The sequence below is a fragment of the Nostoc sp. CALU 1950 genome (assembly GCF_051172895.1).
Classification (GTDB): Bacteria; Cyanobacteriota; Cyanobacteriia; order Cyanobacteriales; family Nostocaceae; genus Nostoc; species Nostoc edaphicum_A.
In genome coordinates this window covers 1-13,894 of record NZ_JBDNJQ010000020.1, presented here as the reverse complement: position 1 = coordinate 13,894, position 13,894 = coordinate 1, and the positions used below count along the sequence as shown (strand labels likewise).

Below are 13,894 nucleotides of genomic sequence, written 5' to 3'. Positions count from 1 at the left end.
GTCTTGAACTAAAGTTCAAGTCTGTCCCTCTCCGAGTCGGAGAGGGACGGTTTTGCGTAGTAGAACCTCTTAGTGGTCTTTTGATTGAGCTAATTAGGCAGATACTATATAAGCCGTCGAATTCACGTTAATTTTATTAACAGCGCTGATCCGAAATTATTTTTAGAGAAACTATTAGAGCAGCTAATTGGTGATGAACTGCAATGGCTGCTGGAAAAAGCGGAATTAGTGGCAGCGTAAATCGAAATTCAGTGGTCAGAATTGAGTGTAATCTGCCTATGATTGAGGCTCCCCAGGATGCCCGATTACAGCAGATAAAGTAGTCAATAAATCTGTCGCGGTGTAAGGCTTAGAAAGAAACTTCTCAGCACCAACGGCAATAGCCTTTTGCTCGTTAGCGGGTAAACCACTGGTGGCAATAATCTTAATATTGGGGTTGAGCGATCGCAGGATGGAAATAGTTGTTAATCCGTCCATGTTGGGCATGGACATATCTAGCAAAACTGCACTAATTCGTTCCTTATACTGGGCATACAAAGCGATCGCCTCGATGCCATCGTTAGCTACAAGGGTTTTGTAGTTATAATCTTCTAAAGTTTCCTGATTGGTTTGTTTTACTAACTCTTCATCATCAACAACTAAAATCAATTCGCCATTACCTTCAGGTAATTCTGCCTTTGTTATTGTCTCGGTTGCTTTGCCTTCTCCTCTGGGCAAAAATACCTGAAATTGTGTCCCTTTACCTACCTGAGTTAATACTTCCACAAAACCACCGTGGTTTTTGACGATACCTAAAACTGTTGACAGTCCTAGCCCTGTACCTTTACCAACTTCTTTAGTTGTAAAAAAGGGATCAAATATGCGCTCTAAGAATTCTGGAGGGATTCCCGTCCCTGTATCTGAGACGGTAACAACGATGTAGCCTCCGGCTTTCGCGTCGAGGTGCATTCGGGCGTTTGTTTCGTCAATCATCCGGTTTTCGGCATTAATTGTGAGCATACCGTCATTGGGCATAGCGTCACGGGCATTAACTGCCAAGTTCATAAATACCTGTTCTAGTTGGGTGGGATCGGCTTGCACCATCCATAATGTGTTTATGGGAATGTCATTAACAATTTCAATAGATTTAGGAAATGTCTGTTTGATGACTTTGACCAATTCTTGGAGCAAATGCCCAGGTTGCAACAAGATGCGCTTCCCTTCTGTACCACGGGTAAAGGCGAGAATTTGTTTAACTAAGTTCGCTCCACGCTGCGAGCTATTTTCTAGTGTTTTGAACAGTTCTTGAGTCCGCGCATCCACATTTTTGCATCTCAAAGGCAGCAATTGGGCAATCATGATTATGGGAGCAAAGACGTTGTTGAGGTCGTGAGCAATGCCACTGGCTAGAATTCCTACACTCTCCAAGCGTTGAGCGCGGTAAAATTGTTGCTCTAGTTGTTTTTTCTCGGTGATGTCGGTGTTGACTGATAGGATAGATTGGCTTTGTCCGAATTGATTGTGTACCAGTGTCCACCGACTAGCAACGATAATTTTTCTCCCTGTTTTGGTGGTTTTTTCTAACTCCCCTTGCCAAGAACCTTGTTCGAGAGTGGTTTTTACACCAACTTCCATTTGAGATAAGGATTCTACCTGGAAAAGTTCATGGGCTAATTTCCCTATGCTTTCTTCTGCTGTCCAACCGTATAAGTTTTCAGCACCTCGACTCCAGAACAGAATACGGTTTTCTAAATCGCGGACAAAAATGGCATCGGTAGCAATATCAATTAAGGCCGCTTGTTCAGCAATTTTTTGTTCGGCCAGCTTGCGATCGCTAATATTGCGGCTGACGGCTGCCAGACCAATTAGCTGGTCGTTGATGTCTTTGACGCAAGAAACGCTGTAAACCATCCATAATGCTTCTCCCGTCTGGAAATGACGGAAACGAATTTCTACTTCCGCCCGTCCCTCACGCAAAACACGCGGTAAAAATTCATTGATGATAAAGTCCTGATCTTCGGGAAAGAAAAATTCCCTGACTGGCGTTTCTCTATATTGCTGAGTGTCATTCAGCCCGACTAGTTGCATACCCGCCGGGTTCAAATAGAATGGCACAAAATTCATATCGCACATACCGATAAATTCTGTGCTGTTATCGGTCAGAGAAACAAATTTACGGATTTCAAGTTCCGCTTGTTTGCGCTCGGTGATATCTATATTCACCCCAATCATCTGGAGTGGCTCATTGGTGGTGTCATCACACAATACTTGACCCTTGCATACTGACCAACCAACTGTGCCATCTGGGTAAATAAACCGGAATTCGAGATTATGGGGTACTTGCTGGTCAATTGCTCGCAAAACTGATTGACGCAGCAATTCGCGGTCTTCAGGATGGACAATGAGATTTAAAAAATTTTCATAGCTGACATCAAAGGTATCAGGAGTTAGACCAAATAAAGTAAACAAACTCTCAGACCAGATAACCTGATTGGTTTTCAGATTCCATTCCCAAGTGCCAATGTTACCAACACTAAGCGCCAGTTGTAACCGTTGCTCGCTTTCTCTGAGGGTTTCCTCAGCTTGTTTATGATCGTGTAGCGCGGCTTGGCGATCGCTCACATCCCGCAGTATTGCAAGATGACGATGTGGTATAAAATTGGCAACCGCCGCAAATTCAGTTTCTCGCACTGTGCCATCGGGACAATATAAGTTAAACTCACCCAACATTTGTCCTTGTTCGTAGAACTCTTGCCAAGCTTGGGTAAAATCAAATTCGGGGGCTGCAAAATCCGCGATTGTGGAACCTAACAGTTCTTCCTTGGATACACCAAACAGCTTACAGGCTGCTGGATTGACCTCTATATAGCGCCCCTGGTCATCGGCAATAGCGATCGCATCAAGAGCATGATCAAAAAGAGCTTTCCACTGATGTTCACGCTGCTGGAGTGCTATTTCAGTCTGTTTGCGCTCCTCAATTTCCCGTTTCAAACGTACATTTGCTTGCAGTAGTTCAGCTGTACGCTCTGCCACTCGTAACTCTAATTCTTGTTGAGCTTGGCGGCGTTGTTTAACTTCCTGTTCTAACTGCTGGTTGCATTGCCTAAGTTTAACTGTTTGTTCCTCAACTTTTGCTTGCAAAACTTGAATTACCCTGTCTATTTCTAGGGGATCAAGCACTTGCAGGAGATTAGTTTGTGTCACCAGTCCTTGCAATTCGCTTTGTTCTCCAACTACGGTTAATCGCCGCACCTTTCGCTCTTGCATCAACTGGTGAACAGTCCATAAAGATTCAGTGGGAGTGATGCTTAATACAGGGGCACTCATCACATCTTGCGCCTGGGTTTGGGCTATATCTAGCCCCTGTAAATGGAATTTAATAATATCTTTTTCAGTGATGATCCCTACCGGGATCAATTTCGTCTTCTGTTCGGCGACAATTACCACACAACTGATCTGGCGATCGCTCATGATTTGAGACAATTCCAGCACAGATGTAGTCGGGAGAGCATGAATAACTTCAGTTACCATTACTTCCGTCACACATCGCAATTTCAACAGGTGAAGTGGTTGGATAACCTGACGAATTCTGTCTTGGGTAATTAAGCCTACCAATTGTCCAAGATCATTTACTACAGGTAGATGGCGAATACAATGTTGACGCATGAAAGATAAAGCTGTGAGGGCATTTTGAGCCTGAGCCAACCCCAGGCTGATGACTGGTTGTGTCATCACCTCTGAGATTTTGACACTGGATAAATCTTTGCCCATCCCAGTCAGGCGGATTACATCCCGTAGAGTTAATATACCGATTAAGGTTGTTTCTTCAACTACTAAAACACAACTACTAAAATCAAACTTAGACTCTACTATACTGCTGTTTACCCTATTCATTAGAGCAATAACATCAATAAGTGGGGTATCAGGTAATACAGTTAAAGGAGAACATTCAACTATCTGCTCTAAAGTAGGTAAATCCACAGGAGAAAGTGAGCGCATTAGTTTAGTCTGTTGGTTAAAGCAATTAAAGAATTGATTTCAAAAATCAGAGAATGACAAAATAAGCTTAAAATTTATCAATCTTTAAGCCATTTTGACAAAATTTAGCTTTCTGGTTTAATCAAAGTTATGATTTTAAATTTTTGCTAAGGAACCCCACAGAAAAAGTTACTTTTTTAATCGCTGAACCCTTAGTAATCAAGGTTAATTTTTTTCAAAAGGGAAGTTATCTTTGCACGACTCCTAATGTACTTAAATAGTTTTCTGTAGTGTTGATAACTTACTTGTAAAATGTATTAGATTGATTATATAACCTAACTTGTTAATTACAAAAGTGCCTATATAAGGTAAAAGCAAAGATAAAAGCTCTGAAGTTAAGCATAAAACCTTTGCTCGTGACTACATGAATTGATTTGGGTAATTTTTGAGTAATGATACTAAAAATCGTCTCAATATCAATACCTTATTCCCCAAAGCAAATCCTCACAACATTACAGGCAAGCAAAACGGGGCAATTAATGAATTGTCCCCCGTTATGACTATTGTTTGCGTAAGTCCTGAATTAAATCTCGAAGGCACCTAACGCTTTTAGAACATCTTTTTGAGCTATCGTGATTCCTGTTACGCCTGTAATATTAGTTCCTTGATAAGGTCTGTCAGGATTCAGTATTTTCAAGCATTTACCCGTTTGGACATCCCAAATCTGAATAGTTCCGTTTTGGCTGCCGCTAGCGATCGCATAATGTTCTGTAGATTTGCCAAATGCGATCGCCGATCGCATTGCATGAGGCATGACAGGCAGCACTTTCAGACAAACCCCTGTATGTCTATCCCAAATTCTCACTGTTTGATCTAAGCTGCTACTTGCCAAAATATCACCTTCTGGACTAAAGGCGACTGACCAAACACTATTACTATGTCCCTGAAATATATTCAGACATTCACCTGTATCAACCGACCACAGGCGAACTGTTTCATCTTCACTAGCGCTACTGAGGATTTTCCCATCTGGACTAAAAGCGATCGCCTGGACTCTACTACTGTGTCCTTCTAAGACTTGGAGACATTCACCAGTGGAAATAGACCACAGGCGAATGGTTTGGTCTTCACTACTGCTAGCAAGTATTTCACCATTGGGGCTAAAGGTAACACACCAAATCCAACTGGAATGACCTTGCAATATATTGAGGCATTTTCCTGTACTGATAGACCATAAGCGAATAGTTCGGTCGTCACTGCCGCTTGCTAAAATTTGTCTATCGGGACTAAAGGCAACTGATTGCACCCAATTTACATGACCTTTCAAAATTTGCAGACATTGCCCTGTGCTAACTGACCATAAGCGAACGGTGCGATCGGCGCTGCTACTGGCTAGCAAATCTCCATCTGGGTGAAACGCTACGGAAGTTACCCAGCCACTATGCCCGGTGAATTTTTTCAGGCAAGTCCCTGTAGTGACATCCCATAGTCTCACGGTTTGGTCTGTGCTGCCACTGGCGAGAGTTTTACCATCTACATTAAAAGCAACTGAAAATACCGAATTACTATAGCCTTTTAAGGTTTTAAAGCATCTACCTGTACTGACATCCCATAGCTTTACACTTTGGTCTGTGCTACCACTGGCAATGGTTCGACAATCTGCGTTAAAAGCAACTGAAAATATCGAATTGGTGTGTCCTGGTAAGATATTCAGGCATTGCCCTGTACTAGTTTCCCAAATTCTGACTGTTTTATCGTCGCTGGCGCTGACCAGCATTTGGGCATTGGGGCTAAAGGCTACTGAGCGGACGCGATCGCTATGTTCTTGTAATATATTGAAGCAGTTTCCAGTACTAACTTCCCAAAGTCGAATCGTGAAATCGGCACTGCCACTGGCTAAGGTTTGCCCATCTGGAGTAAAGGAAAGTGACCAAATGCGATCGCTATGTCCTTCTAAAATGCGATCGCATTCTCCACTAATTTTCCAAAGTCGAATTGTGAAATCTGCACTACCACTTGCTAGGGTTTGACCATCTGGACTAAAGGAAACCGAGAGAATTCGATCAGTATGACCTGACAAAATTTTATGACAGTCTCCAGTGTTGACATTCCATAATCTGATTGTTGGTTCATCGCCTCCACTAGCGAGGATTTGACCATCGGCACTAAAGGCAACTGACCAAATTGAACTTGTGTGTCCTGACAATGTTCTCAGACATTTACCAGTGTTGACATCCCACAGCCGAATCGTTTTGTCACTACTGCAACTTGCTAATAATTGCCCATCTGGACTAAAAGCAACTGACCAAACCCAACCCAGATGTCCGGCAAAATTGACAACCAGTTGCCCAGTTGCAACTTCCCAGATCCGAAGCCCACCTTCTGCATCACCCGTCACTAACAATGTTCCATCTGGGCTAAAAGCAATGCCAGCAAACACCATACCAAAGGTTTCAACAAAAACACACTGACTCAAATCAGAATCTTCAAAATTAACGTTATGCAAATTTACATTTTGTAAATAGGCTTGCCAAATCGTTAAATTTGAAAAATTGTAGTTAGTTAAAGTTGATTGTAATTGACAAAGTAAATTTAAAATATTACCGCCTGCATATCCACTTTTAAGTGACGATGTACCTCGTAGTTTGGCTAAACATTGAGTAAGTAGGTTTTCAATTGCGAGTTGTTCGCTGACTTCTATTAATAAGCGATCGAGTAATAAGCGTTCCAGAATCGGCTTCAGGATGAAACGAACTTGCGTTTCTCGCACATAATCTTTTGCAGTAGCTCTGAGTAACGCATGAGTTTTGAACAGCAGATTTTTTTGTTCAGCATTTGCTTCTAAACCTGCCAGGATTTCTTGACAAACTTGAGTAACTAATTTCTCGATGACATATTCCATCACCATCGGCTGAAGTGAAAACTGTGCCGGATGTTTTGCAATCAGTGTCAGCTTGTTTTTCTCAATTAGAGAGCGCTGCTCTAACGATTCTAGAACGTCAATTAATTTCTGTGGCGATATCGGGGGAAAAATATCCGATCGCAGTTCTGAAAATGAAGCAGAATCACGATAGATAGCCAACCAATAAATCACTGCTTTCTCAGATTCAGAAAGCCGCTCAAATTGCTGCTCAATTAGATTGCGAATATTTCCAAAAACAAATGTTTGCTGATTAAGAAAATCAGAAAGACTGCCATCAAACAAGTTTTGAATCGTAGTCGCAATAATTTTCAATGCTAAAGGATTTCCTGCATAACCTTCAACTAGCCGATTCCATTCTTCTTTTGAACCTTGGAAATTCCCCTTTAACTGCAAAAGTTCTTGTGCTTCTGTTTTCTGCAATCCACCCAAATGAAAAGCCCTAACGGGTAAGCTTGCTCCTTCTAGGAGGCGAACTTCTGGGGGCTGATCTCGACTTGTTAGTAGTAAACAGCTTTGATGGCGAATTTCTCCAATTTGTCTAAATATTTCGCCATAAGCTTCATAGCCTTCGATGTAAGATGATTTAGATTTATCGTTGTGTTGTAAGATGGTTTCAACATTATCAAAAATTACTAAACAACGCTGCGATCGCAAATAATGCAACAGCCGCGAAATTTTGCCATCAACGGTTTCTGGATAATCAATTTCTTGTTGATTGGATAATAATTTCAATAACTCGGTTAATATCTCTTGTACAGGTGGCGCATTTCGCAGACTTCGCCAAATAACCCATTTAAAATCGCTCTGTAATTGTTGCGCCAGCTTGATAGATAAGGAAGTCTTTCCCATTCCACCCATTCCTAACAAAGCCACAAGCCGACACTGGTCAACCAAAATCCACTGTTGTAACTGAGCTAGTTCTGCTTGTCTTCCGTAGAAAAAATCAACATCGATTGCATCTCCCCAATCTTGATGCGAAGCTTTCACTTCCGTAATCAGCAGATTCTCAGTGAATTTTTGTCGCGTTTTTCCTTCAAGATTATCAAATATATTCTCTTTGTCTGGAATTGATTGTGCCGTCGCATTCTCTATTTGAAATCGCCGCTCAATTGCTGTTCTAAAACTTGTTTTATTAACTTTTTCTGCTAACACCTCTGAAAGGAGTTTCCATAGCTTGGGGCCAACATCATGTTTTAAGTAAGTTGGGGAATAGCCATAAATATCGGCAATGCGATCGTAACTTTGGCGTTCCAAAGACCAAGACTCACGCAACATAGCTTGTTGCAGATCGCTCAAATGAATTCTTGACTTGGCGAAAACGAGAGAGTCTGTAAATGCGAGTGCTTGATCAATATCCATTGCTGCGATCGGCAAAAGTTAAATTAACTTTAAATTCTATAAGTAGAATGTCATAATTTATTTATCAGATAATAGCAAAAATAATATGCACTATTTTACAACTTCTTTACATAAAGCTTATGGTTCAGTCATTAATTAGTCGAATTTGGGAATCACTTTTACGCTTACTATTACAGAGAATTACTCTTGTACTCACGCTGATGTTATGTGCTGCGATCGCGATCGCAATTTCTAATATGTCTGCGCTTTCATCGAGCTTGATTGAATCCCAAGCAGTTCAAAATGCTGCCTTAAATGTCCAATCATTGACTCAAGCTTTTGACCTCTATAGCGCCGCCGCCGCAGATCGAGCTAAACTCGTGCCTGGAGTTACCGTTACCCACGCTTACCTCAATACCAAGGGTGCAATCCCCTTACCCTCAACTTTTGCGATCGAGCTTGGCGAGCAAATTAGTGAAAAAAATACCGAAATGTCTGTACGACTGTACAGTAACTATCCATATCCTTGGCGCACGACAGGGGGAGCAAAAGACGAATTTGAGCGCGATGCCCTCAACTTCTTGAGAGAGAATCCTCGTCAAAAATTCTATCGTCTTGAGAAGCAAAATGGAAACACCACTTTGCGCTATGCACAAGCCAGTCTTATGAAACCAAGTTGCGTAACTTGTCATAACACAGACATCAATAGTCCAAAGAAAAACTGGGAAGTAGGAGATGTTGCTGGAGCCTGGGAGATTTCTCAATCTCTCGATAATTTAGTAACCAAAACCAACCAAAGTCTCCAAGGAACCTTCGCCATGTTAGGCGGTATGTCAGTTTTAGGACTCTCAGGATTGACACTTGTTGTTGGGAAACTCCGAGAAAACACGAGAAGTTTAGAGCATCGAGTCAGAGAACGAACCACAGATTTAGCAGAAGCCAACACGGAATTAGAAAAAAGAAACGAATTAATTCGCCAAGTTTTCGGACGATATTTGAGCGATACAGTTGTCGCTAACTTGTTAGAAAGCCCTGAAAGATTAAAACTCGGTGGTGAACGACGCAAAATCACTATCCTCACCTCTGACTTACGAGGCTTCACATCTCTCTCAGAACGCTTTCCTCCAGAAGAAGTTATTCACATTCTTAACCTCTATTTAGAATACATGGCGGATGTGATTAATCATTATCAAGGCACAATTGATGAGTTTATGGGAGATGGTATTTTAGTCTTATTTGGTGCCCCGATCGCTAAAGAAGATGATGCCCTCAGAGCAGTTACCTGTGCCTGTGCCATGCAGTTAGCAATGGGTGGCGTTAATGAAAAAATGAAAACCCTCGGTTGGCCACCATTAGAAATGGGGATTGGGATTAACACAGGTGAAGTTATAGTCGGCAATATTGGTTCTGAGAAGCGGACTAAATATGGAATTGTCGGCAGTCAAGTAAATCTCACCTATCGAATTGAATCCTATACTAGTGGTGGTCAAATTCTCATTTCCGAGCAGACTTTTAAAGAAGTCGGTTCAAGCGTCAGAATTATTGGACAAAAGCAAGTTCAGCCGAAAGGTGTGAGCCAAGAAATTACCATTTATGAAGTATATGGTGTGGGTGGACGATACAATCTTTATTTGCCCAAAGAAGAAGAACTATTTTTTCCTGTTCCTCAAGAAATTCCGCTTTTATACACTATTTTGCATGACAAGCAAATGGGGAATCCGGTCTTTTCCGGGCGTTTAGTCAAACTATCAACAAAAGGAGCCGAATTACAGGTAGATATTCCCAATGTAATACCACCTAAATTAACTAACATTAAAATTAATCTTTTCACGTCTAAAAATTCAACCCAAGTGAGTGAAGATATCTATGCCAAAGTTTTAGAAAAACTGGCAGGTAGAGGAAGCTTTTATATTCATTTTACGGCTGTTCCTCCTACACTATTAACTCAGTTTAATAATCTCTACCAGATAATTTCTCAATAAATTAATTCAACAGAATATCAACTAGAAAATTCTTGTATAATTTTGCCTAATTTTAACAAATAGACAGTCCGCTTTATAGGAAAAACTTTGCATCTATTTGCGCTTTTCTTGGCGTTTAAACTAAAACCTATCATTAAAAAATTGAGTTACAAAATACCTCTGTGGGTTCATGAAAACTGTAGGTACTTTTTATAACATTTAAAATGCATACTTCCATTTTCCTATCTGTGCGTAAATCCTCATGGCTAAAGTTGAAGAATTGACACCCCAGCAACTCTCCGAAACAGACCTGAAACCACGAGGGAGAGTTTATCCAAGTCCTATCAGTTGGCGCGACCAGTTTTTGTACCAATTGCTATTAGATAGATTCAGTGACGACAATGAAAATCAAAGGAAACTTTTTGACCACACCAATCCTTTAAAATTCCAGGTTAAGGATAAAGCTGGCTGGATGGCAGCAGGGACAAAGTTTGTTGGTGGTACTCTTAGGGGAGTTAAGAGTAAATTAGACTACTTGCAACGATTGGGAGTAACAACGCTGTGGATTAATCCACCTTGGCGACAACATTCTGATTTAGAAGCTTACCACAGCGATCGCATTCAAGAATTTTTAGATGTTGACCCCCACTTTGGCACTCGTCAAGATTTAAGAGATTTAATCGATGCTGCCCACGATCGCAGGATGTATGTCATCTTAGATGTAACATACAACCAGAGTGCTGATAACTGGTTCAACAGAGATGAGGTAATTGCAGCTTTAGCCAGAGTTTATCAATATTGGATTGCTCTTTCTGATTGCGATGGCTTACGGATAGATTCCCTCAAGCACGTTTCTCCAGAAGATTCTCGTAAATTCTGCACTGCTATCCGTGAGTACGCCGAATCTATCGGTAAAGACAACTTTTTACTAACTGGGGAAATAACCTCCGGTAGCATGGCTGGTGCGTACATAGACATTATTGCTCGCAACCTTAGTGCTGTATTAGACATCGCACAGACCCCTAATGAATTGGCTGCATTTGCAAAAGGGTTAGTACATCCCAAGCAATTTTTCGATTTGTATAGCGAAAACAATCTTGCTGGAGAATACCGCCAAATTGGCACATATCATGTCTCTATTTTGGATGACGATGAGATGTCATCCCGGACTAACAAGCAGCGATTTGCTGCAAACAGTAATGTGCCTCATCTTTATGAGCAAGTTGCTCATGCTGTCGGTGTGCAATTAACTATGCCAGGAATTCCTGCTATTTATTATGGGACAGAACAGGCTTTTGATGGGAATGAAGGCTATCACGATTCCAGCATAGAAGGTGGTAGGGTTGCGGAAGATAGATACATCAAAGAAGCAATGTTTGGCGGTGCTTTTGGCGCATTTCAAACAGCAGACTGTCATTTTTTCGATATCGACCATCCTACCTATTTGCGGATAGCTGCGATCGCACGTATCCGCAACAGTCACGATAAAATTGGCAAAGCATTGCGCCGTGGACATCACTACCTACGCGAAACATCCTTTTGTAATTCCCCGTTCTCAATTCCCGGACAAGGCGAATTAGTTGCTTGGTCACAGACTTTATTTGACACAGAAGTGTTGATGGTGCTGAATACCAACGGCTTAGAAAATCGCGGTGCAGAAGTGACAGTAGATACTTACATGCATCCTCCAGAATCGACTATGACCTTTTTATACAAAAGCGATTGGAGCGATTCATATTTACGTCACCCACCCCGCGACCAAACTATAGCTGTACAGCATCATAATGACCGTCGCGCAACTGTGCGAATTGATTTACCTCCTTCGGGAATGGTGATTTTGGCGTAAGCTAACACCAGCATTTGGGCAAAGCTTTGGTTTTACCAAAATGCTTTGCCCCTGGAATTACAAAATATCTACATTCTAATTTTCATCGAAATTTTCGTAATGGTTTATGTCCTTCTTGTAGACAATTTGTTGGCAAATCATTGCCACTCACTTTAAAGTCAAAACATGATAAAAAAAGATAGTTATGACTACCAACGAAATATCCGATACAGCCAATAATTAAAGTGACCGCAATCAATTTTATAATCAGATTTTGAGAAAGCTGAACAATATCTTCATTAATAATCGCAAAAACCATGTAGAGAGTATAGGGTAGGCAAATCAGATAAACAACAATTCCTAAGCCGAGACTAACTATTTTTCGCAAAGCACCCGTCGTAGAAATGTCATGGAAAGGCACAAAAGGCAGGATAAACCACAATGTAGGGATACTCATCAGCAGTAATCCTGGCCATCTAATTGGTGAACGGTTGCGTGGAAGTAAAAGGCACGCTAGGAGAGTTGCTGATGAAGCTACCCAAATCAAGAAGATTTTCTCAGAGAAAATAACTTTAAAAGCACCCAAATTAAAGCTGAGATCCCACATACCTAGAGATAGTGTAATGGCAGCTAACAGGAAGCTCTTGATTTTTAGCTTAGTGTGCTGCTCCATTTTTTGATCATTCATCTCTTCTTTGAGATAGTGTTTTTACTTAAACATATTTCTAGCAAAAACTTTCACTAAATACCTCTAAAGATTCATGAAAAACGGGATAACTATATTCCAAAATTGAAGACTCAGATTTAAATTAGCCAAATTATATCTCCAAGTAGATAATCGCTATGGACAATATAATTACTTACAACAACGATAAAGGCCTCCTTGCTTACATTCAATTTCTAGCATCTAGTGCCCAAAAAATTGGAGATGGTAATACTGATAGAGTATTTGACTTCGAGGACGCACTCGACCAAACACAAATGGCACAGCTAGCTGTTGATGAACTAAAAAAAATCCCTGAAGTCAAGGCATTATTTACAGAACGCTGGCTACCGGCCCCTTTCAATTTAGATGATTTAGCCAAACTCCCAGAAGGGACTTTAGGTAATGTTTATGCCAGAGGAATGAAAGCCAGAGGATTCGATCCCTATTTTTACAAAAAAGTTCCTGTTGTTGATGACATTTCCTATCTCAAAATGCTTTGGAGATCCACTCATGACATATATCATGTAGTTGCTGGATTTGACACCGATCTAGTTGGTGAAATTGGTCTACAAGCTTTTTTCTTAGCTCAGACTCCAATACCTATCAGCGTCATGCTTTTAAGTTTGAGTATGGTAATAATTAGCCTTTATCAACCGACTAAATTTAAGGATTTAATGACAGAAATATCTCGTGGCTACAAGGTGGGTTCTCATACTCCAGGCAAGTTTATCGGGCAAAAATGGGATCAACTTTGGGATGTACCAGTGAGTGAAATTCGTGAGCATCTGGGAGTATATTCTACTCCGTAAAACGGCTATTTGGACGCGGGTTCGACAAACCTCTCCCTGCCTTGAACTAAAGTTCAAGTCTGTCCCTCTCCGAGTCAGAGAGGGACGGTTTTGCGTAGTAAAACCAGGGAGAGGTCTTTTTATTCAGCTAATTAGGCAGATACTATATGAGCCGTCGAATTCATGTTAATTTAAGAGCAGCTTAGAGCCTGTCAAGAAACAACTTTTACATGTTGAAGTATAGATGTTATGCTCAAACTATGAAAAAAGCTAACAGGAACGAGTAGGTAAATGCTAGTCCTTGCTAGTGTGACAAAACAGAAAATAGATATAAATAACGGCAGAAATGTTGAATCCTAATACAAAACTTTACATATCTAGTTACACTAACTCTAA

6 protein-coding genes are annotated in these 13,894 nt (G+C 40.9%); 3 read left to right on the top strand and 3 right to left on the bottom strand.

All coding sequences use genetic code 11. From position 1 onward, the window contains the following. Positions 1-276 precede the first annotated feature (276 nt). Both ABF638_RS08395 and ABF638_RS08390 read right to left on the bottom strand, forming a co-directional pair. Positions 277-3,978 carry a PAS domain S-box protein gene (locus ABF638_RS08395; protein WP_435021895.1) on the bottom strand — a complete coding sequence of 1,234 codons (3,702 nt, stop codon included), beginning with the start codon at positions 3,976-3,978 and terminating at the stop codon, positions 277-279. A gap of 562 nt (positions 3,979-4,540) precedes the next feature. Next, the gene (locus ABF638_RS08390; RefSeq protein ID WP_435021893.1) at positions 4,541-8,239 is read right to left on the bottom strand and encodes an NB-ARC domain-containing protein; all 3,699 of its coding nucleotides are present in this window, start codon (positions 8,237-8,239) and stop codon (positions 4,541-4,543) included. Between the two features lie 119 nt (positions 8,240-8,358). Between ABF638_RS08390 and ABF638_RS08385 the strand changes: the two genes are divergently transcribed. Together ABF638_RS08385 and ABF638_RS08380 are read left to right on the top strand one after the other, a co-directional pair. Next, complete coding sequence (locus ABF638_RS08385) at positions 8,359-10,200, top strand: adenylate/guanylate cyclase domain-containing protein (protein WP_435021891.1); 1,842 nt, start codon at positions 8,359-8,361, stop codon at positions 10,198-10,200. A 241-nt stretch (positions 10,201-10,441) separates the two neighbouring features. Further along, positions 10,442-12,025 carry an alpha-amylase family glycosyl hydrolase gene (locus ABF638_RS08380; RefSeq protein ID WP_435021889.1) on the top strand — a complete coding sequence of 528 codons (1,584 nt, stop codon included), beginning with the start codon at positions 10,442-10,444 and terminating at the stop codon, positions 12,023-12,025. Positions 12,026-12,107: 82 nt separating this feature from the next. Here the strand turns inward: ABF638_RS08380 and ABF638_RS08375 are convergent, their stop codons facing one another. Further along, positions 12,108-12,692, bottom strand: coding sequence for a hypothetical protein (locus ABF638_RS08375; protein ID WP_435021887.1), 585 nt, complete (start codon positions 12,690-12,692; stop codon positions 12,108-12,110). A gap of 155 nt (positions 12,693-12,847) precedes the next feature. Between ABF638_RS08375 and ABF638_RS08370 the strand changes: the two genes are divergently transcribed. Beyond that, positions 12,848-13,519: a Coq4 family protein gene (locus ABF638_RS08370; protein ID WP_435021885.1), complete on the top strand. Its 672-nt coding sequence runs from the start codon at positions 12,848-12,850 to the stop codon at positions 13,517-13,519. The last annotated feature ends 375 nt before the right edge of the window (positions 13,520-13,894 follow it).

Coding starts and splice junctions, on each gene's coding strand:
- ABF638_RS08395 (WP_435021895.1), bottom strand. CDS start 3,978: ATGCGCTCACTTTCTCCTGTGGATTTACCTACTTTAGAGCAGATAGTT.
- ABF638_RS08390 (WP_435021893.1), bottom strand. CDS start 8,239: ATGGATATTGATCAAGCACTCGCATTTACAGACTCTCTCGTTTTCGCC.
- ABF638_RS08385 (WP_435021891.1), top strand. CDS start 8,359: ATGGTTCAGTCATTAATTAGTCGAATTTGGGAATCACTTTTACGCTTA.
- ABF638_RS08380 (WP_435021889.1), top strand. CDS start 10,442: ATGGCTAAAGTTGAAGAATTGACACCCCAGCAACTCTCCGAAACAGAC.
- ABF638_RS08375 (WP_435021887.1), bottom strand. CDS start 12,692: ATGAATGATCAAAAAATGGAGCAGCACACTAAGCTAAAAATCAAGAGC.
- ABF638_RS08370 (WP_435021885.1), top strand. CDS start 12,848: ATGGACAATATAATTACTTACAACAACGATAAAGGCCTCCTTGCTTAC.